The organism is Pseudomonas sp. BCRC 81390 (genome assembly GCF_030341915.1).
GTDB lineage: Bacteria > Pseudomonadota > Gammaproteobacteria > Pseudomonadales > Pseudomonadaceae > Aquipseudomonas.
The window spans coordinates 166,919-187,367 of sequence record NZ_JATAAG010000083.1; the positions used below are offsets into that span (position 1 = coordinate 166,919).

Sequence of the window (20,449 nt, forward strand, 5' to 3'; positions counted from 1 at the left end):
CCCTAGCGGGCTGTTCTAGTGTTTGGCTCAAGATCTTCGTTGCCGATGAGATCGAGCGCCGCCCGCGCGGCGCTCGGTCTCACAGGCGCTACATCCCCCAAGGCGAACAGTTATCCAGGCTCACAGCACCTGGAACCCGTGGGTACCATCACGCTCGAGTTGGGCAATCAGCCCAAATTCCCAATCCAGATACCCCTGCATCGCCTCGCGGGGATTGTCCGTGCCCTCGTACGGGCGCCGGTAGCGATCGCTGCGTGGAACGGCAAGCCGCGTTTCGCCGGTTTCCAGCGGTTGCCCGGCATCGATCCAGCGTGTGGTACCACCTTCGAGCACATACACCGGGGTACGCGTCAGGGCCTGCAGATCGCGCGCGGCAAAGCGCGCCAACAGGCTGCTGCCACAGGTCAGCACGAAGCGGCTGGCCTGGGGCAGGCGTTCCAGCACTTGCCCCAGCTGGGCGCGGATTGCCCAGTGCGCGCCGGGGATATGGCGCTTGACATAGTTGGCGCTGGTGGTGAAGTCGAGCAACACGGTGCCGCCTTCCTCCAGCCAGTTGGCCAATTGTTCGACACTGATCGTGCTGGCTGCGGGCAATTCCGGCAGCGCTGGCTGCCATTCGCCAGTCGCGCTGAAGTCCGCCGCGACCAGGCCATCGAGCACCGCCACTTGCCAGCCCATCTGTGCCAGCCACGAGGCGCTCATGTTGGCGCGTACACCGTCGTCATCCACCAGCACGATGCGCGCCCCGCGCACGCTTGCCACATGGTCGGTTTCCTGCACCAGCTGACCACCCGGTACCGAGCGGCTGCCAGGCAGGTGCCCGGTGCTGTATTCCTCGGGCGTGCGCACGTCGAACAGGTAGGTGGTGCGGTCGGCTTCGGCCTGCCATTGCGCCAGCCCGGCGCGGTCCAGGCGCAGGACCCCGGCACGGTCGGCCACTGTTCGAGCCTGGCGCGCCGCATTGGCACGGGTGCCGGCGCCGACTGCGCTGAACCGCCGCTGCTGCCCGTGGGCCAGTTGCTGGCCGGCCAGGGTCCAGCCGATGGTGCCGTTGCGCAGGGCTGCCACCGGGTTGGGGATGCCGGCGTTGACCAGTGACTGGGTACCGATGATGCTGCGGGTACGCCCGGCACAGTTGACGATCACCTGGGTGTTCGGGTCCGGCGCCAGTTCGGCCACGCGCAGCACCAGTTCGGCGCCGGGCACGCTGATGCCGCCTGGAATGCTCATGGTCTGGTATTCGTCGAAACGGCGGGCATCCAGCACTACCACGTCAGCTTTTTCATCCAGCAACGCCTGCACCTGCTCGGCGGCCAGCGACGGCGTGTGGCGCACGCTCTCTACCAGTTCGCCAAAGGCCTTGCTGGGCACGTTGACGTCGCGGAACAGCTCGCCGCCGGCGGCGCGCCAGCCGGCAAGGCCGCCTTCGAGGATGGCGACGTCGCTGTAGCCCAGCGCCAACAGGCGTTGTGCGGCCACGGCGGCGAGGCCTTCGCCATTGTCGTAGACGGTGATGGCGGTGTCTGCCCGCGGCACCCGGGCGAGCACCTCCAGCTCCAGTTTCGACAGCGGAATGTTGGCGGCGAAGAGTGGGTGGTCCTGGGCGAACGGGTCTTCTTCGCGTACGTCGATCAGAGCCAGTTCCTCCCGCGCCAGCAGGGCGTGGCGGATGTCGTGGTAGTGGCGGGTGGTGACGGTGCTCATCGGTCAGGGTTCTCGCTGGACAGGTCCCAGATGTTGGGCAGGTGGGTGTTGGAGTAGCCGGAAATGAACGGTTTCTCGCTGCCGTCCACGGCGTATACGGCGCGCTTGACCGCGCCGATGTTGCCGCCGTAGAGGTGGATGCTGATCGAAACCTGGTCGCTGAAGGCATTGCTGACTTGATGAATGTCGCCGATACGCGGCGACACCGCTTCCACCTGGCCGGGCGCCAGGCGCACCGCCGCGCCCTCGGGCCGCAGCGCGCCCTGTGCGTCGCGGGCGAAGCCCTGGGCGAGCTCGGCGCCGCGCAGCATGCCAATCAGGCCCCAGACCCGGTGGTCGTGGATGGGGGTCTGTTGCCCGGGGCCCCAGACAAAGCTCACCACTGAAAAGCGTTGGCGAGAATCGCAATGCAACAGGTACTGCTGGTAACGCTGCGGATCGGGCTGGGCAAGGTCGTCCGGCAACCAGTCGTCCTGGGCGACCAGTTCGGCCAGCAGTTGCTGGCCATGGTCAAGCAGGGTGGCTTCGTCAGGTTGCTGGTCGAGCAACGCGGCGAAGCGGTCGATGAAATGACGCAAGCGCTCCGGGCGCAGGTTCTGGGTCATGGGTCAGGCTCGGCTTTCGGGTTTGAAGTAACCCTAGCAAACCTCTTTTCTATTCGCAAAATGCAAAATAATAATAAGCTAATATGCGATAAACGCATTTACACAGGCGCTGTTCTGTTTTGAAATGGGACCGGTCGCAAGCATGAGGTTATGCCTAATGTGCATTTCACAGGCCGACGAACACGCTCTAAATTATAAAAACCGACAAATCAATGCCTTAGGGCTATAAATAAACCCTGGACGAGACCGCACGCGCGGATCGCCTCACATACCCCAGGCGGGTATCCGGAGACGAACGTGCGCTACATCAAACATCTGGCCGCCACGCTGCTGGCCACCACCTTCAGCCTTGCCGCCGCTGCCCAGAGCCTGGTAGTCGGTGACCAGAGCTACAATGCCCGTGCGGTGATGGAAGCGGCCGGCGTGCTCGACAACCTGCCCTATGCCCTGGAGTGGAAGCAGTTCACCGCAGGTTCGCCAGTGGCCGAGGCACTCAACGTCGGCAGCCTCGACATCGGCCTGCTCGGTGATGCGCCGCCGCTATTCCTCGGGGCCCTGGGGGCGCCGATCAAGGTGATCGCAGTCAGCCGCCAGAACCTCGAAGGCGTGGCCATCCTGGCGCGCAAGGATTCGCCGATCCACAGCCTGCAGGACCTGCGTGGCAGGCGCGCGGCGATCTGGAAAGGCTCGTGGAGCCAGCAACTGCTGTTCAGCGCCCTGGACAAGGCGGGTGTGCCTCGCGATGACCTTGAGCTGCGCTACCTCAGTGCCCTGGATGCTTCCCACGCTCTGGATGGCGGTTCGGTGGACGTGATCGCCACCTGGGAGCCTTATGTCACCCAGCAGGAGCGCCAGGGCGCCCGGGTGCTGGCCACCGCCGAAGGGGTGATCCCGGCACAAAGTTTCGTGGTGGCCAACAGCAAGGCCGTGGAGAACAAGCGTGCCCAGATCGCCGACTTCCTGCAGCGCCTGAAAAAGGCCCGCGACTGGGCCCTCGACCACCCGGCCAATACCGAGGCCTACGCCGATGCCTGGGCCCAACGCACCCGCGCCGACCGCGACATCGCCCGTGCCTGGTTCGCCCGCGCACGCACCGACCTGGCGCCGTTGAACCCGCAGGTGATCGTCGACGCGCAGAAGACCGTGGATTTCTTCGCCGGGCTTGGCCTGATCAAGGCCTACCCAGCCGCAGACCTGTTCGACAACTCGTTTGGCGCGGCCTTCCAGGCGGCCGATTCCCGCAGCCATTGAAAGGATTTCCCGTGAGCAAACGACAGATCAAACTCGGCGCCCTGACCATGGGCTGCGGCGGCCCGGGCCGGCATAACCTGTGGCTTGACCCCGAGCTGCCAGCCGACGCCAGCGTCAACATCGACTGGTACATCGACATCGCACGCCAGGCAGAGGCGGCACTGTTCGACCTGATATTCATCGTCGACAGCCAGTTCATCACCCCGGGCTCACCGTCGCACTACCTCAACCGCCTGGAGCCGCTGACCCTGCTCTCGGCGCTTGCGGTCAGTACCCGTCATCTGGGCCTGGTCGGTACGCTCACCACCTCCTACAACGCACCGTTCAACGTCGCCCGCCGGCTGGCCTCGCTGGACCTGATCAGCAAGGGCCGCGCGGGCTGGAACGTGGTCACCAGCGGCGATGCCGGCACCGCCGGCAACTACGGGCTGGATGAGCACTACGACTACGACACCCGCTACGCCCGGGCCGAGGAACATGTGCAGGTGGTGCAAGGCCTGTGGCACTCCTATGAAGACGATGCCTTCCCCCGCGACCGGGCCAGCGGCCGCTTCCTCGACCCGGCGAAGCTGCACGCCCTCGGCCACAAGGGGCAGCACTTCTCGGTGGTCGGGCCGTTGAACATCCAGCGTTCGCCCCAGGGGCAGCCGGTGATTTTCCAGGCCGGCGATTCCGAGCAGGGCCGCGACCTCGGCGCCGCCACCGCCGACGTGGTGTTCACCCATGCCGCCAGCATCGAGCAGGGTCAGGCCTTCTACCGCGACATCAAGGCCCGTGCCGCGCGCCTGGGGCGCGATCCGGAGCAACTGCTGGTGATGCCGGGGGCGGAGATCTATGTGGGCGATAACGACGAGCATGCCCGTGAGATCGAACGCCACTACCACCAGGTCGACCACAGCTTCGAACTGGCGCTGAAGGAGTTCGGGCGCAATTTTGGCTGGCATGATTTCAGCCAGTACGACCTGGATGCGCCGTTCCCCCAGCAAAGCCTGGAATATGCGCGCAGCAGTTTCTTCACCAACGCCAAGCGTATCGCCGACCAGGCGCTGGCCAAGGGCTTCAGCCTGCGCCAGGCGGTCGAGTTCGGCCGTCAGTTGCGGCCGGGCGCTTTCGTGGGCTCAGCTGAAACGGTGGCGGCGAAGATGACTGAGTGGTTCGAGGCGCGGGCGCTGGATGGTTTCAATATCTACATTGGCCATCCGGGACAGTTCCGCCGGTTTACCCAGGAGGTGGTACCGCTGTTGCAGGCGCGCGGGGTTTATCGTACTGCCTATGAAGGGAAAACCTTGCGTGACAGCCTGGGGCTGCCCATCCCGCGCTTCAGCCGGTAGATCGTCGGGGCTGCAAAAACAGCCCCGACTGCCTCAGAAGGTGTAGGTCAGCCGCCCGAAGTAGTACCCCCCGGTGAAGCCATACGGCGAATAAACGCCGTAACCCTTGACCATGGTCTTGCTGCTTGGCGCCTGGCGCTCGGGGTACACATCGAACAGGTTGCGCGCCCCGATCGCCAGTTCCAGGTCTTTGGTCAGCTGGTAGGCCACATCCAGGTCAGTGATCCAGCGCGCCTTGTACTCGCGGTCCAGCGAGCGGTCGTTGGCTGCATTCACCTCGCGCCACGAGCCGTAGCGGGTCAGCCCCAGGTTGACCCGGTAGCGGTCCAGGCGCCAGTTGCCGCCGAGGATCAGCTTGGTGTGCGGCTGCACCTCGGTCAGCAGGTTGCGCGCCTGGCGGTTCATCAGCTCGTATGAGGTCCCGAGGATGTTCACGCTGTCCTTGTAGGCGAGGATCTCGGTGTCGTTCCAGTTGAAGGCCGCCGTCCACTTCACGCTCCCGGCACTGCCCAGGTCCTGGTCATAACTGCCCACCAGGTCCAGGCCTTTGGTGCGGGTGCTGGCACCGTTGGTGAAGTACTGGCCGCCTGAGGTCGAGTCGATGCCGTTGGCCAGCAGGGCCTGGGTCACTTCCGGGCCGAGCAGGGTGCCGGTCAGGGTGATGCGGTCGCGTACGTTGATCAGGTAGGCATCGGCGGTGAAGGCCAGGCGCTCGCTCGGCTGCCAGGCCAGGCCAAGGCTGTAGTTGGTGGATTTTTCCGGTTTCAGCGGCTCGGCGCCCAGGGCCTGGGCCGCGGCGGAGTCCACCGGCAGCACGCCGTAGTTGATCGACTGGTAGACGCCGTCGACCACACCGTAGGTGGTGGAGCGCGCGCTGAACAGGCTGTTGGCCAGCGACGGGGCGCGGAAGCCGTTACTCACAGTGGCCCGCACGGCCAGCTCGGGGGTCAACTCGTAGCGGGTGGTCAGCTTGCCGCTGCGGGTGGCGCCGATGCCGCGGTCATAGTGCTCGTAGCGCAGGGCCGCGCCCCAGTACCACTGAGGTAGCGGGTTGAAACCGACATCCAGGTAGCCGGCGTAGCTGTTGCGGCTGGCACTGCTGGCTTCGGCAGGCGAGATGCCGTTGGTGACCTGGGCGCCTGAAGCTGCGCAGTTGCCAGGCGCCGAACAGTACCCTCCGTCGGCCCAGCTGGCCCAGTCGCCGGCCTGGACCTGGTAGGTATCGCGGCGCTGCTCGAGGCCCCAGGAGACGTCCAGCGGCCTGGCCAGGCCGACCTCGAAGCTGCGCCGCAAGTCGAGGTTGCTGGTCAGCTGCGAACTGACCCAGGTGCCGGACTTGAAATGGTCTGGGGTGGCCTCGCCCAGGGACGGGTTCTGGTTGTTCCAGGTGCCTTGTTCGGCCTCGTTGCGCCCGTAGGTGCTGGACAGGTCCCAGTCCCACGCACCGGCCAGGCCCCTGGCGCCAAACGCCGCCTGGTAGTCGTACTCTTCGATGTACCAGGTAGGTGTATAGCCGGAAGGGCGCCCGTTGGGCCCGGTGGTGATGGTGTTGACGATGGTCGGCAGGCGGAAGTTCTGGCCTTGCTCGGCCTTGCGGTAGGACCAGGTGCTGAACGAGTAGAGGGTGAGGTCGTCCTGCAGCGGCAGTTCGGCGTTGTAGCCCAGGGTCAGCAAGTTGATCTTCGGCGTGCCATAGCCGCCGTAGGTGACCTTGCCGGCCCGGTCCAGGGCTTCGGCCTGGCTGTAGCCGTTGGCGCTGGCCTTGTTGTCGTCGTTCTGGCTGCGGGCGTCGAGGGCCAGCTGGACGATACCGTCGCGGCCGATCTCGAAGCCTTTGTTCAGGTTCTGCTGCACGGTCTGTTTCTTGCCATCGTAGCCTTGGCCGACAGTACTCACCGCCGTGCCACTGGTGTCGGCCTTGAGGATCACGTTGATCACCCCGGCGATGGCGTCGGAGCCGTACTGGGCAGCTGCGCCGTCTCGCAGCACTTCGACATGGTCGATAGCCGCGATGGGGATGAGGTCGAGGTCGCTGGGCGCCGCGCCGGCGTTGATGCCGCTGATGTTCAGGGTGGCGCTGGTGTGGCGGCGCTTGCCATTGACCAGCACCAGCACCTGGGCGGCATTGAGCCCGCGCAGGTTCGGTGCGCGGGCCATGCCGCTGGCGTCCCAGCCGGTCTTCTCCGGCAGGGTCAGCGACGGCACGCTGGCACTGAGGGCTTCCATCAGGCCGGGCTTGCCGGTTTCCTGCAGTTGCCTGGCGCTGATCACGTCGATCGGCACCGGGCTGCTGGTGACGGTGCGTTTCTCGCTACCCCGGTTGCCGGTGACGATCACCGTGCCGAGGGCCTGGGCGGCGGGTTCCTCGGCCAGGCCGGGAGCGCTGTGCAGCCCGGCGGCCAGGGCCACGCTGAACAGCGGGGCCGTTTTCAAAGCTTGCTTCATGCACGCATTTCCTTGTCTGGGGCAGGCGCGCTCAGGGCGCCTTGGCCGCGATCGCGTCGATTTCCACCAGCGCGCCCGGCAGCGGCAGGGCCACCACCTGGATGGCTGTGCGGGTCGGGGTGCGGGGTTGTTCGGCAGTGGCGAAGAACTCGGTGTAGGCCGCCTGCAGCCCGGCGAAGTCGAGTGCGCCGCCGTTGGCCGGGTCGCCTACCAGGAACACCCGCAACTGGACGATGTCGCCCAGGCCCAGGCCTTGGCGCTGCAGCGCCGTGCGCAGCTTGTTCAACACCGAGCGGGTCTGGGTTTCGGTGTTGCCCAGTGCAGCCGTGCTGCCCTTGGGCGCGTTGGGGTCGGCGACATCCGGCAGGGTGCCACTGACGAACGTCAGCTGGCTGCCGGCCGGTACCGTGACCAGCTGCGAGATGGGAAAATTCGAGCCGGGCGGCGTGATCCGTGTGATGGGGTCGGCGTTGGCGTTGAGGCTGAGCGACATGAGCACTCCGGCGAGCAGGAGAAGACGAGGCATGGGCAAGGTTCCTTGCAGATCAGGCGGCGACGCCGCGATTGGGCTGGCTGGCATGGCGGGCGATCAGGGCGACCACCCGGCGGGCGGATTCGGCGGCGCTGTTCTGCCAGATGCCTACGCCACCATGGGCCAGCGCATCGCTGGCCAGCCAGGTGCGGCCCTGGGGCTGGTTGAGCAGGTCGTAGCCCGGCTGTGCGACTTCGTCATGCACGATCCACGGGGCTTCGCTGAACGGGATCTTCGACCAGTTCACCACCACCGGCCGGCCAAGCTTGTGACTGTGGCCGGGGTGCAGCGACTCCACGGCCTGGCGCGACGAGGCCACCTGCGCCTGCAGCGGCTTGGCGGCAAACTGCCGGGCCACCTCGCCGGTGTTGTAGGTTGCGACCAGCACGCCCTGGGCGCTGTTGAGGTGATCGCTGGGGTACCACAGGGTGCGCGCCTCATGGTTGATATAGCTGAGCCCGCCGTAGATCTGGAAATCGGTTTCCCAGAAGCGCGGTGATTGCCAGGCGACCTTGTTGGCCTTGTCGCCTTCGGCGCTGGCAATGGCCTGCCTGAAGGCGGGGGCGAAGTTGTTCGGCAGCTTGGCCAGCAACGGCAGCGGCAAGGTGACGATGGCGTAGTCGGCGTGCTCGACATGCTGCTGGCCACTCTTGCGGTCGCGCCAGGTCACCCTGGCGCTGGCGGTGCCGGTGTCCACCGCCAGCACTTCAGCGCCCAGGCGTACGCTGTCCTTGACCTGGCGGTAGAACGCCTTGGGGATCTGGTCCATGCCGCCAACTGGCTGGAACATGGTCGAGGAGAACTCGGGGATCTCGTCGAATACCAGGGGCAGCAGCAGGTTGCTGTCCAGCAATTGGTCAAGCGGCACCGGTTGGCGCTGGATTGGCGTCTGGTCGCCGGCACCGGCAAAGCGTGTGTAGCCGGCGCGCACCGAACCGCGGTACTGCTGTTGGCTGTCGAGGTCGCCATAGACCTTGAGGAACTCCAGCAAGGCCTTGCGCTGGCTGCTGCTGAGTTCGGCATCGAGGCTGTTGCGGTTGATGCTGCGTGCCAGCAGCTCGCTGAAGTGCCCGCGGGTGTCGTTGACCGCCTGACGCAGCAGCAGGGGTGGGCGGGCCAGGTCCGGCTGGGCCAGGGCGTTGCGGCTGCTGTTGACCAGCACCTGCAACTCCACGCCCAGCTCACGGCAGTAGCCCAGGATGGTCAGGTGATGGCTGGGCAGGCGTGCGGCGCCGGCGTTGAAGAAGTGCCCCGGATCGAACGCGACGGTTTGCGAGCTGCCATCGTTGTGTTCGATACGGTCGCCCTGGCGCAGGGTCCAGACCCGGCCACCAACGCGTTCGCGTGCTTCCAGCACGGTGACCGAAAAGCCGGCCTTGCGCAGTTCGTAGGCGGACACCAGGCCGCAGATGCCGGCGCCGACTATCACTACGCGCTTGCCATTGCCGCCATTGGCAGCCAGTTGCAGGGGTTGGAAGGTGGCGGCCAGGGCGTTGTGCCCCAGCGCGCCGAGGGCTGCCGAATAGCCGCCAATGGCGGCGAGGCGGGTGATCAGGTCTCTGCGGGACAATCCCATGTCGCATGCTCCGAAAAGGTTGGGTCCGGATGTGCGCAACGGTTGGGCTGCCCTGGTGAAAGGCTCGACGGTGGCTGGCACAAATCCATTTGCCTCCGCCATGTCGGGGTCGGTACGTAGAACCTAATGGACTTTCAGATTGATGTGAAAGTCTTTTTGGTTCTAACTTAATTATGTATGACACTGATAACAGGAATAGAATTAAATGCGTAATGCTGATTTTAATATCGTTGGATACTTATGCTGAACATGAAGCGAGCGCCGCCTGGGCGGCGCTCGGACGGGCGCTGATGTCCTAGCCGGTGCGGCTCGCGCGCTGCGCCTCGAACCGCTCGACGCGCTGGCGAATCCGCGGTATCAGCTCCTGCCCGTACTCTACGGCATCGCGCAACTGTTCGAACCCGCGGAACAGGAAGGTGCTCACGCCCAGTTCGTAGTAAGCCAGCGCGGCCTCGGCCACCTGCTCGGGCGTGCCCACCAGCGAGGTGGAGTTGCCGGCGCCGCCGCCCAGGGCGGCGATTTCGGTCCACAGCCGGGTGTCATGCACCTTGCGCTCGCTGGCCAGTTGCACCAGGCGTTCGGAGCCGGCGTTGCTCTTGCCGAAGTTCTTCTCGCGGCGGTTGCCCTGGCGAATGCCGATGCGTTGCCGGGCGTCCGCCAGGATGCGCTCGGCCCGCGCCCAGGCTTGTTCTTCCGTTGCACCGAGGATCGGCCGTAGCGACAGGCTGAAGCGGATATGGTGCTCCCGCCCGTATCGGGCAGCGGCCTTGCGTACCTGGGCAATGCGCTCGCGCACTTGCGCCAGCGGCTCACCCCACATCATGTAGACATCGGCGTGCCTGGCCGCGACTTCCACTGCCGCGTCCGAGGCGCCGGAGAAGTAAACGGGGAGCTTGCCCACGGGTTTGACCAGGGTCAGGTTGTCTTCCACCCGGTAATGCGTTCCGTGGTGGTCGAACGGCGTGGTCTGCGTCCAGGTATTGTGCAGCACCTCCAGGTATTCGTCGGTGCGGGCGTAGCGGGCATCCTTGTCAAGGAAGTCGCCGTCGCGTTGGAGGTCGCCGCTGTCGCCGCCGGTGATCACGTTGATCGAGGCTCGCCCACGGCTGAGCTGGTCGAGCGTGGCGAACTGGCGGGCGGCGAAGGTCGGAGCCTGGAAGCCGGGGCGGTGTGCCACCAGCAGGCCGATGCGCTCGGTCAGTGCAGCGACGTAGCTGGCCAGGATCATCGAATCCGGCGCGCTGGTGTTGACCGCCAGCAGGGCCTTGTCGAACCCGGCGTATTCCTGGGCCTGGGCGAACGCCTTGATGAAGGCCAGGTCAACCAGCGGGCCCCGTGGAGCCTGGGATTCACTGCTTTCCTGGGGGCCGATGAGGCCAATGAATTCGAGGGTCATGCTGTGGAACTCCTTTGCAAGGGGCGGCGGTCAGGCGACGGCGGCCTGGTGGCGACGTTGGGTATTGCGGTTGGTCGGTACGCTCAGGCCAAAGCTGTCGCGCAACGTGCTGCCGGCGTACTCGCTGCGCACCAGGCCGCGCGCCTGCAGCAGGGGGACCACCAGTTCGGTGAAGTACTGCAGGCCATCGGGCAGCAACGCGTTGATGATGAAGCCATCGGCGGCGCCGCCCTCGAACCAGCCTTGCAAGGCATCGGCAACTTGCTCTGGGGTACCTGTGAAGTCCCGCCGCGGGCGCGAGAAGCGCAAGGCAATTTCGCGCAGGCTCAGGCCCTCGTCGCGGGCCAGCTGTTTCAGCTGGTCGGCGGTGCCCTTGTGGCTGTTGTCGCCGAGGCTGCCCAGGTCGGGGAACGGTGCATCCAGGTCATGCCGGCTGAAGTCATAGTCGTTGAATGGCCGGCCCAGGGCGACCAGGGCGTCTTCGATGCTCACCAGGTCTACGGCCTGCTGGTAGCGGCGCTCGACCTCGGCTTCATCGCGACCGACGATGGGACGGATACCCGGCAGGATGAACAGTTGCTCCGGGTCGCGGCCATGGCCGGCGGCGCGCTGTTTCAGGTCCTGGTAATAAGCGCGGGCATCACTGAACGACTCGGGGCTGACGAAGATCGCATCGGCCTTCTGCGCAGCGAAGTTGCGCCCGTCCTCCGACACCCCGGCCTGGAAGATCAGCGGTTGGCCCTGGGGTGAGCGCTGGATGTTCAGCGGGCCCTTGACCTTGAAGAACTCGCCTTGGTGGCCCAGGGTGTGCAGCTTGGCCGGGTCGAAGAACTCGCCGGTCTGTTTGTCGCGGGTGAACGCGTCGTCTTCCCACGAGTCCCACAGGCCCTGGACGACTTCGACATGTTCACGGGCGATGCGGTAGCGCACGGCATGCGGAGGGTGTTGATCCTTGCCGAAGTTGTCAGCGGTGCCCGAGAGCCACGAGGTGACCACGTTCCAGCCGGCACGACCGCCGCTGATCAGGTCCAGCGAGGCGAACTGCCGGGCGACCTGGAAAGGCTCGGTGTAGCTGACCGTGACCGTGGCCACCAGGCCGATGCGGGATGTCACAGCTGCCAGCGCCGAGAGAATGGTCAGCGGCTCGAAGCGGTTGAGGTAATGCGGGCTGGAGCGGGCGTGGATGTGCAGGCTGTCGGCGATGAAGGCGAAGTCGAACTTCGCAGCCTCCGCCAGTTGTGCCTGTTGCTTGTAATAGCCGAAATTCACGCTGGCGTCGGCCAGTGCCTCGGGGTGCCGCCACTCGCCCCAGCCGTGGCCGACACCATGGATCATCGCGCCGAGATGGATCTGTCGTTTGCTCACGTTCAATACCTCTGGCCAGATAGGCCTCAATGTCTGATCCGCGCGGCACGCCCGTGCCGCGTGGCACAACGGTCAAACCGCCACGGGCAGTACGCTGCGCGAATGCCCAGGTATGGCCTCGATCAGCGCTCGGGTATAGGCGCTGGCCGGCTGGCCGAACACCTGCAGCGCCGGCCCTTGCTCGACCACCTGCCCGCGCCGCAGCACCAGCACCTGGTCGGCCATGCTTGCCACCACCGCCAGGTCATGAGAGACCAGTACGTACGCCATGCCCGATTCGCGCTGCAACTCATCGAGCAGGGCGAGGATTTGTGCCTGCACCGATACGTCCAGTGCGCTGACCGGTTCGTCGAGCAGCAATACGTCCGGTTCCAGTGCCAGGGCCCGGGCAATGGCCACCCGCTGGCGCTGGCCACCGGACAATTCCCGCGGCAGGCGGTCGAGGAAGTGCAGCGGCAGGTGCACCCTGGTAATCAGTTCGCGGGCCTTGCGTTCCAGTGCCTGGCCCTTGAGCAGGCCGAACGACACCAGCGGCTCGACGATGCTGTCGAACACGGTGAAGCGCGGGTCGAGTGCGGCAAACGGGTTCTGCTGCACCAGCTGGATGCGCCGACGCAGGGGGCGGAACTGCCGCCAGCTGAGCGTGCTGACCTCTTCGCCGGCAAACTCGACCTGCCCCTGGCTGGGCTGCTCCAGCCCCAGGGCAATACGCAGCGCTGTACTTTTGCCCGAGCCCGACTCGCCCACGATGGCCAGGGTCTGCCCGGCGTGCACTTCAAGGTTCAGGCCATGCAGGGCGGTGAAGTGGGCATGCTGCCCTGGTAGCGCAAAGCGTTTGCCGACGTTGCTCAGGCGCAGCAGCGGCGCCTGGCCCGGCACCGCGCCCGGCCTGCGCCGCGGCACGAAGGCCGGCGCTGCATCGAGCAGGTCACGGGTATAGGGATGCTGCGCCCCCCAGAGTATCCGCCTGGGGGAGGCGTGCTCGATGAGCTTGCCCTGCTTCATCACCAGCAGGCGGTCTGCGCGGTCGCATGCCATGCCCAGGTCATGGGTGATGATCAGCAACGAAATGCCACGCTCGGCCACCAGTCGTTGCAAGTGGTCAAGAATGCGCCGCTGCACCGTTACATCCAGTGCGCTGGTGGGCTCGTCGGCAATGATCAGCCGCGGCGCGCCAGCCAGGGCGATGGCGATCAGTACCCGCTGGCGCATGCCGCCGGACAATTCGTGGGGGTACTGGCGAGCCCGCAGCGCTGGCTCGTCCAGGCCAACCTGGGCCAGCAAGGCCAGGACTTCGCTGTGCAACTCGGGGTAGCGCCGGCCGCGGGCCAGCACCAGCGCCTCGGCGATCTGCCGGCCAATGCGCAGGGTGGGGTTGAGGCTGACCATCGGGTCTTGTGGCACCAGCCCGACGGTACGCCCGCGCAACTGGCGCTGGGTGCGCTCGTCGGCTTGGGCCACATCGACGCCGTCGACCCACAGCTGGCCCTGGTCGATATGGGCATTGCCGGGCAGCAGGCCGAGCAAGGCGTTGGCCAGGGTCGACTTGCCCGAACCGGACTCGCCGACAATGGCCAAGGTTTCCCCCTGGGCCAGGCTGAACGACAGCTGGCTCACGGCCTGGGTGCGTTGCCCGGCAAAGGCGTAGCTGACACACAGGTCGCGTACCTCGATCAACGGCGACGGGCTCATCGGGCATGCTCCTCGGCGCTGCGCGCCAGGTGGTTGAGGCTGAACACCACGGCCACCACGAACAGCCCCGGCAGCAGGGATACCCACGGCGCAGTGATGAGGAAGTGGCGGCCGTTGGCGATCAGCGTGCCCCATTCCGCCGCTGGCGGAGCGGCGCCGAAGCCGAGAAAGCTGAGCCCGGCGGTAGCCAGGATGGCGGCGCCGAAGTCCAGGGTGGCGAGCACCGCCACCGGGCCCCAGGCGTTGGGCAGCACGTGGCGCAGCAGCGTGCGCACCCAACTGGCGCCGCCCAGGCGCGCGGCTTCGACGTAGGGCAGGGTCTTGATCCGCAGCACTTCGGCGCGGGTGGTGCGGGCGAAACCCGGGATGATCCCGACCCCCACGGCGATGGCCACTGGCACCGTGCCGAAGCCGATGGCCGTGACGATGGCCAGCGCCAGCAGCAGGCCGGGCAGGGCCAGCAACACATCGATCAGGCGCATCAGCGCAGCGTCGATGCGCCCGCCGGCAAAACCAGCCAGTACACCAAGACCCAGGCCACCGAGCAGGGCGATGACGACCGCTAGCAGGGCGGCCATCACCGACAGGCGTGCGCCGTACACCACCCGGGTGTAAAGGTCACGACCCAGCTCGTCAGTACCGAACCAGTGCGCCAGGCCGGGGGCGCTGAGCTTGTCGGCGGGTGACGTGGCATAAGGGTCGTAGCTGGCCAGCAGGTGGGGTGCCAGCGCGGCGGACAGGGCAAACAGCACGATCAGCAGCGCCAGGCTGAAGCCGGACCGGCGCAGCAACGGGATCAAGGTTTGCCGTGCTCGCTGCCAGCGTGTGCGACGTTTCCAGGTAACCGCAGGGCGTGCCTCGTCGCTGGCTGGCACGGTGCCAATCGGGGGCAGGGGGATATCGATGGTCATCTCAGTTCACCTTGGCCGTATGGGTGATGCGCGGGTCGAGGCAGGGGTAGAGCAGGTCGACGATCAGGTTGACCACCACGAACGCGGTAGCCGATACCGCGACGATCGCCAGCACTACCGGGATGTCCTGGCGCAGCACGGCCTCCTGTGCCAGGCGGCCGACGCCGTTACGCGAGAAGATGGTCTCCACCAGCACGGCGCCAGACACCGTATTGCCGACCTGCAGGCCGACCAGGGTCAGCAATGGCAAGGCGGCGTTGCGCAGGCCGTGACGGGCCTGCACCTGCGCCCGGCTGAGGCCTTTGGCGAAGGCAGTGGTGATGTATTGCTCCTGCCACACCCCCTGGAAGCCACGTTGCAGGACCTGGGCGTAGACGGCGGCGCTGGGTATCGCCAGGGTGATCGCCGGCAGCACCAGGCTGGCAAGGCCCTGGCTACCGGTAGCCGGGAACCAGCCGAGGGCGAAGGCGAACACCTGGATCAGCAGCAGGCCCATCCAGAACACTGGTACCGAAAAGCCCAGCGAGGGCAGGCGGGCCAATGCCGTCTTCAGCGGTCGCCATTGCAGGTAGGCGGTCAGGTAGGCCAGACCGACCCCGGCCAGCAGCGATAGCACGATGGCTGAGCCAGCCAGCGCCAGGGTCTGCGGCAGGCGCTCGGCCAGCAACGCGCTGACCGGACGCCCCAGGGACAGCGACTGCCCAAGGTCGCCATGCAACGCGCGCCACAGCAGGTCGAAGTACTGCTCGAACAAGCCTTTGTCCAGCCCGTAGTAGGCGCGGGCCTTGGCCAGGTCCTCGGGTGACAGCCCGTCGGCCTCCAGGCCCGAGGCGCTGAGCATGATCGCCAGGGTATCGCCGGGCAGCAGGTAGAGAATGAAATAGGTGATCGTGTAGGCACCCCACAGCACCAGCAGCGCCTGGCCGATACGGCCGGTCAGGTAGCGCTTCATGGCTGGTCGACCTGAATGTCGCTGAACAGGGCGAAGCCTTCTGCGGTCCAGCGGAAGTCCTTGACCCGCGGCGCTGTGGCGGCTTGCCAGACCCGCTCGTACAGCGGGAACGCCGAGGCTTCGTCGATCAGCAGGTCCTGCAGCTGGCCATAGGCCTGAGCCCGTTGCGGATCGGCGGTTGCAGTGATGCCGCGATCAAACAGTACCTGGGCCTTGGCCAGTGTGTGTGGCTCGTAGGTGTTGGTGGCCAGCGTGGCGCTGTTGGCCGAGCGGGGGTCGAGGATGGTCTGCAGGATGATCGGGTCGGCGCGGGTCATGTAGGTGGAGGTCAGGTCATAGTTACCGGCTGCGTTGCCGGCAACCCATTCGGCACGGGTCAGCACATTCAGCTTGAGATCGATACCCACCTTGCGCAGTTGGTCCTGCACCAGCACGTCACCGGCGCTTTCGGCCGGAGTGAGGTTGTAGCGCAGGGTCAGGCGCTGGCCGTTCTTGTGCCGGTAGCCGTCCTCGCCCTTGTGCCAGCCAGCGGCCTCAAGCAGTTGCTCGGCGCCTTTGGGGTCATAGGCAAGCTTGCTGGCCTGTGGCTTGAAATACGGCGTGGTGACGTCATACACGCCGCTCACCACCGGGAACGCTGCGTTGTACACGGTGTGCGCGTAGCTGGTACGGTCGATGGCTTTCTGCAGCGCAAGGCGCACCTGGCGGTCGGCCAGCAGGCGGTCGTTGCGGGTGTTCGGGTAGAGGTTCAGCGCCGGGCCTGGCAACGAGCGGCTCTGGATGGTCGCGCCTTTGGACTGGAACAGCTTGATGTCGACTTCCGAGAACGGGTTGCGTGGCCACAGGATGTCGGCCTTGCCTTGCAGGAACAGGCCATTGCGCACGCTTTCTTCGGGGATGTAACTGATGTCCACGGCCTCCACGTGGGCCGGGCCCTGGTTGCGCATGTTGGCCGACGGCCAGGCGTAGTCGGGTCGCTTGACCAGGCGTGCGCCGACCTCGGGGGTGTAGTGCTCGAGGATGAACGGGCCGGTACCGATGATCTTGCCTTGCGAACGTTCCTGCGCGGTCAGCTGGTACGAGGCCGGCGCGAGGATCGCCAGGTTGGTGGTGGAAGTCGCCTGCAGGAAGCCGGCATTGGGCCGTGACAGCACCAGCCGCACGGTGAAGTCGTCGATGACCTCAGCGTGGTCGTAGCCGGCGAGGTAGGTGGCACCAAAGGTGGCGGGCAACTGGCTGGCGAAGGCTTTGTTGCTGTCGAAGGCAGCTTTCACGGCGTGCGCATCGAAGCGCTCGCCATTGCTGAACGTGACGTCCTGGCGCAGGTGGAAGGTGTAGCTCAGGGCGTCGGCACTGATCTCCCAGCTTTTTGCCAGCCACGGGATGATGCGCCCGCTGTCCAGGTCCTGGTCGGTGAGCGATTCAGCGACGTTGCGCAGCAGCACGCGGTGTTCCAGCCAGTAGACCTGGAAGGGGTCGACGCTGACCAGGGTGGTGTTGTCGCCCCAGAAGGCAACGTTCAGGGTTTTGCGGATGGTGCTGTCGTCGGCGGGCGAGCAGGCGGTGAGGGCCAGTGCCAGGCTGCCGGTGGCGAGCAGGCGATACAGTGGGGGCATGGGATGTCCTTCGATGAGAGAGGGTTATATGTACCCGCGAAGAGGCCGGCACAGATGGCGGCTGCCTTGCATTCAGTCCTGGTAATCGCGGCCCTCGCGATCCAGCTGCCGGATCAGCGCATCCCAATGCCGCTGGATACCTTCGCCCTTGCCGTCGGCAAACCGCTTCGATTGCTCATGCACCTTGGCAATCGCCGCTTGCGGTGCATGCAACAGCTGGTCATTGCCCCCGGCCTGGGCCGCCACCTGGATGTTGCACGCCCGCTCCAGCCCATGCAGCTCGCGGAATGCATGCTCCACGCTGATGCCGCCGGTGAGCAGCCCGTGGTTGCGCAGGATGAGGATGTTGCTGTCGCCCAGGTTGGCCACCAGCCGCTGCTGCTCGTCCAGGTCCAGGGCCACGCCCTCGTAATCGTGGTAAGCCACCCGGCTGTAGTAGGCCAGGGCGTGCTGGGAAATCGGCAGCAGGCCGTCGCGTTGGGCCGACACCGCCGCACCGTCACGGGTGTGGGTGTGCAGCACGGCCTTGAGGTCGGGCCTGGCGCGGTGAATGGCGCTGTGGATCACATAGCCGGCCTGGTTGATACCTAGGCCCAGTGGGTCGTCGATGATCGTGCCGTCGACGTCCACCTTGACCAGGTTGGAAGCGCTGATTTCGTCGAACAGCAAGCCAAAGGCGTTGATCAGGAAATGCTCGTCCGGCCCCGGCACGCGGGCGGAGAAGTGCGTGTAGATATGGTCGGTCCAGCGGAACAGCGCCGCCAGGCGGTAGGCTGCGGCCAGCTTGACGCGTACCTCCCATTCTTCGGCGCTGACCCGGTCGCGCACATTGGCGGAACGGGGAGTGATGGCAGACAGTGAACTCATGGTGTGCTCTCCGGTAATCAGTAGCCGCGTGTGGCGTCGACCAGGTTGGCCAGGGGCGCCTGCTCGCGGTAGCGGTGGAAGTTGGCAATGAAGGCTTCGAGGAAGGCGGGGTAACCCTCCTCGGAAATGGCCGAGGTATGGGGTGACAGGAACACCCGTGGGTGGTGATATAGCGGGTGGCCGACGGGCAGCGGCTCGGGGTCGCTGACATCCAGGCTGGCTCAGCCGATCAAACCGCTGTCCAGGGCCTGCAGCAGGGCCTGCTGGTCGAGCAGCCCTCCCCGGGCGATATTGACCAGATGCAAGCCAGGGCGGGCGTCGCTCAGCACCTGGCGGTCGATGATGCCGCGGGTGGCGGGCGTGAGCGGGGCGGCCAGCACCAGGTGGTCGCTGCCAGCGAACAACTGACGCAGGTCGTCGGCACGTTCCACGCCAGCTACTTCGGCGATTGGCTGGCCAGGGCGGCTCAGGGCCAGCACCCGCATACCCAGTGCCACGGCCTTGCGCGCCAGGCTCTGGCCGATACTGCCGAAACCGAGAATGCCCAGGGTGCGGCCACGCAGTGGCGCCAGCGGGGTCAGGCGCCAGTCGGCATCCTTGACCCAAAGCTCTGGCAGGTGCTTTGCAGCGGCGAACACCAGGGCCAGCGCGAACTCGGCCACCTGCTCGGCGTTGCCGCCCTTGCCGCTGGTCACCGGCGCGCCTCTGAAGACCCAGTCGGGGTAGAAGTCGATGCCCGAAGATACCAGCTGCACCCATTTCAAACCCCAGGGCCAACCTGGCGGCGGGTTGTCGACGCGCTGCCCGCGCACATTGACAGGGCGCAGGATGAACACATCGGCGGGCGCTTCGAGGGCCAACTGGCCGGGGGCGATGTCGACCACTTCATGGCCTGGCAACTGCTCGCGCAGCTGCTGGTTGGCCTGGGCGTCGAGCTGGCTGGCAATGATCGAGTGGCTCATGAACGGACCTCCGTCAGCGCGGCGCGGCCGACCTGGCCGAACACCACATCGTCCTGCGGGGTGTGAATGCGGCTGCAGAGTACGTCGCGGTAATGCCGCTCCAGCGGGTTGCGTCTCGAAAGCCCGGGGTTGCCGGCGGCCTCGACGGCGAGGGCCACGGCCTGGATGGCATTGCTGCTCACCAGGTGCTTGAGCTGGCCGGCATGCTGAGCCGCCGTTTGCCCGGCGACGGCGGCATCGAGCAGGCTCTGGTTGGCGAACAGCAGCGTGTCGATGCGGCCCAGCACATCCTGGAAGCGCGCCAGGCTGGCCAGCGGGGCATTCAGGTTCGAGGGCGTGCGCTGCTTGAGGAAACCGGCCAGCCAGTCGCGGGCGGCGCGAGCCACGCCGTCATACACTGCTGGCAGCAGCACGGCCATCCACAGCAGGCCCTGGCCATCGAGTTCGGCTCTCGCGGCACTGGCAGGGCTGACGCTGACAGCGTGGTCGAGAGGTATCAGTACGTCATCGAATCGCACCTCATGGCTGCAGGTGGCACGCATGCCCAGGTGGTCCCAGTCGTCGACGATGGTGATCCCGGGCGTGTCGCGGTGCACCAGGAAGCCGCCCACCAGTGGGTCGGCATCGTCGCTGCGCGCCCAGACCAGATACCAGGTCAGGCCGTGGCTACCGGTGGAGTAGATCTTGCGCCCGCTCAAACGCCAGCCTTCGGCGGTGCGCCGGGCGACGGTGGCCGGCAAGCCGCCGCGGGCGGGGCTGCCAAGTTCGGGTTCGACGCGCAGCGCGTTGATCAGCGCGCCCTGTTGCACGGCTTCACGGGCCACGCGCTGGCGCAGGTGCTCGGGCCAGCGCGCTTCGTCCTGCAGGCGGAAATGCTGCAGGTACTGCATCACCAGGATCAACGCGGTGGCCGGGTCGCCCTTGCCAACCGCGCCGATCACCCGGCGAGCGCTGGCAAGGTCAGCACCGCCGCCGCCTAGGGCCTGGGGCACGGTGAAGCCGAGCAGGCCGTGACGTTGCAGCAGGTCGAAGTTGTCCTGCGGAAACTGGCCGCTGCGATCATAGCGCTCGGCATTGGCGGCGAGGGCCTGCGTCAGCTCGGCGAGGGCGCTGTCGGAGGGGTGACTCATGAGGTTTCATCCCTGAATGACGGTAAGTGCTTAAGACCGTATTCGTATGGATGAAGGCTGTAAAAGTCTTTTTTGTTCTATGCTAATTATTTGTTTTAAGAATCTATTGTGAGT

Annotated in this window: 15 protein-coding genes and 1 pseudogene; 2 read left to right on the forward strand and 14 right to left on the reverse strand. The window is 66.1% G+C overall.

Going from position 1 to position 20,449, the window contains the following annotated elements; translation table 11 throughout:
- Positions 1 to 120: 120 nt before the first annotated feature.
- Positions 121 to 1,704, reverse strand: coding sequence for a rhodanese-related sulfurtransferase (locus QSV36_RS23910; RefSeq protein ID WP_289135201.1), 1,584 nt, complete (start codon positions 1,702 to 1,704; stop codon positions 121 to 123).
- Positions 1,701 to 2,309: a cysteine dioxygenase family protein gene (locus QSV36_RS23915; protein WP_289135204.1), complete on the reverse strand. Its 609-nt coding sequence runs from the start codon at positions 2,307 to 2,309 to the stop codon at positions 1,701 to 1,703. The genes QSV36_RS23910 and QSV36_RS23915 overlap by 4 nt, the downstream gene beginning before the upstream one ends.
- A gap of 297 nt (positions 2,310 to 2,606) precedes the next feature.
- Between QSV36_RS23915 and QSV36_RS23920 the strand changes: the two genes are divergently transcribed.
- Positions 2,607 to 3,560, forward strand: a complete 954-nt coding sequence (locus tag QSV36_RS23920) for an ABC transporter substrate-binding protein (RefSeq protein ID WP_289135207.1) — start codon at positions 2,607 to 2,609, stop codon at positions 3,558 to 3,560.
- Positions 3,561 to 3,571: 11 nt separating this feature from the next.
- Complete coding sequence (locus QSV36_RS23925; protein WP_289135209.1) at positions 3,572 to 4,891, forward strand: LLM class flavin-dependent oxidoreductase; 1,320 nt, start codon at positions 3,572 to 3,574, stop codon at positions 4,889 to 4,891.
- A 33-nt stretch (positions 4,892 to 4,924) separates the two neighbouring features.
- Here the strand turns inward: QSV36_RS23925 and QSV36_RS23930 are convergent, their stop codons facing one another.
- The 12 genes and pseudogenes from QSV36_RS23930 to QSV36_RS23985 form a co-directional block, all read right to left on the reverse strand.
- Positions 4,925 to 7,336: a TonB-dependent receptor plug domain-containing protein gene (locus QSV36_RS23930; protein ID WP_289135212.1), complete on the reverse strand. Its 2,412-nt coding sequence runs from the start codon at positions 7,334 to 7,336 to the stop codon at positions 4,925 to 4,927.
- A gap of 31 nt (positions 7,337 to 7,367) precedes the next feature.
- Complete coding sequence (locus tag QSV36_RS23935; protein ID WP_289135215.1) at positions 7,368 to 7,862, reverse strand: RidA family protein; 495 nt, start codon at positions 7,860 to 7,862, stop codon at positions 7,368 to 7,370.
- A gap of 19 nt (positions 7,863 to 7,881) precedes the next feature.
- Positions 7,882 to 9,444, reverse strand: coding sequence for a flavin monoamine oxidase family protein (locus QSV36_RS23940; RefSeq protein WP_289135219.1), 1,563 nt, complete (start codon positions 9,442 to 9,444; stop codon positions 7,882 to 7,884).
- Between the two features lie 295 nt (positions 9,445 to 9,739).
- On the reverse strand, positions 9,740 to 10,840 hold the full coding sequence (locus tag QSV36_RS23945; RefSeq protein WP_289135221.1) for an LLM class flavin-dependent oxidoreductase: 1,101 nt from the start codon (positions 10,838 to 10,840) through the stop codon (positions 9,740 to 9,742).
- A gap of 30 nt (positions 10,841 to 10,870) precedes the next feature.
- Complete coding sequence (locus QSV36_RS23950; RefSeq protein WP_289135224.1) at positions 10,871 to 12,205, reverse strand: LLM class flavin-dependent oxidoreductase; 1,335 nt, start codon at positions 12,203 to 12,205, stop codon at positions 10,871 to 10,873.
- Positions 12,206 to 12,277: 72 nt separating this feature from the next.
- Positions 12,278 to 13,897 (reverse strand): dipeptide ABC transporter ATP-binding protein, encoded by a 1,620-nt coding sequence (locus QSV36_RS23955; RefSeq protein WP_289135226.1) that lies wholly within the window; start codon positions 13,895 to 13,897, stop codon positions 12,278 to 12,280.
- Positions 13,894 to 14,808: an ABC transporter permease gene (locus tag QSV36_RS23960; protein ID WP_289135229.1), complete on the reverse strand. Its 915-nt coding sequence runs from the start codon at positions 14,806 to 14,808 to the stop codon at positions 13,894 to 13,896. Before QSV36_RS23960 ends, QSV36_RS23955 begins: the two co-directional genes overlap by 4 nt.
- Position 14,809: 1 nt before the next feature.
- The gene (locus QSV36_RS23965; protein WP_289135232.1) at positions 14,810 to 15,760 is read right to left on the reverse strand and encodes an ABC transporter permease; all 951 of its coding nucleotides are present in this window, start codon (positions 15,758 to 15,760) and stop codon (positions 14,810 to 14,812) included.
- Positions 15,757 to 17,376, reverse strand: coding sequence for an ABC transporter substrate-binding protein (locus tag QSV36_RS23970; RefSeq protein ID WP_289135233.1), 1,620 nt, complete (start codon positions 17,374 to 17,376; stop codon positions 15,757 to 15,759). Before QSV36_RS23970 ends, QSV36_RS23965 begins: the two co-directional genes overlap by 4 nt.
- A gap of 72 nt (positions 17,377 to 17,448) precedes the next feature.
- A complete protein-coding gene (locus QSV36_RS23975) occupies positions 17,449 to 18,243 on the reverse strand; it encodes a class II aldolase/adducin family protein (RefSeq protein ID WP_289135235.1) in 795 nt (264 codons plus the stop codon).
- 17 nt (positions 18,244 to 18,260) lie between these two features.
- A pseudogene (locus QSV36_RS23980) lies at positions 18,261 to 19,205 on the reverse strand (D-isomer specific 2-hydroxyacid dehydrogenase family protein).
- The gene (locus QSV36_RS23985; protein WP_289135238.1) at positions 19,202 to 20,335 is read right to left on the reverse strand and encodes an acyl-CoA dehydrogenase family protein; all 1,134 of its coding nucleotides are present in this window, start codon (positions 20,333 to 20,335) and stop codon (positions 19,202 to 19,204) included. The pseudogene QSV36_RS23980 and the gene QSV36_RS23985 overlap by 4 nt, the downstream one beginning before the upstream one ends.
- Between the last annotated feature and the right edge of the window lie 114 nt (positions 20,336 to 20,449).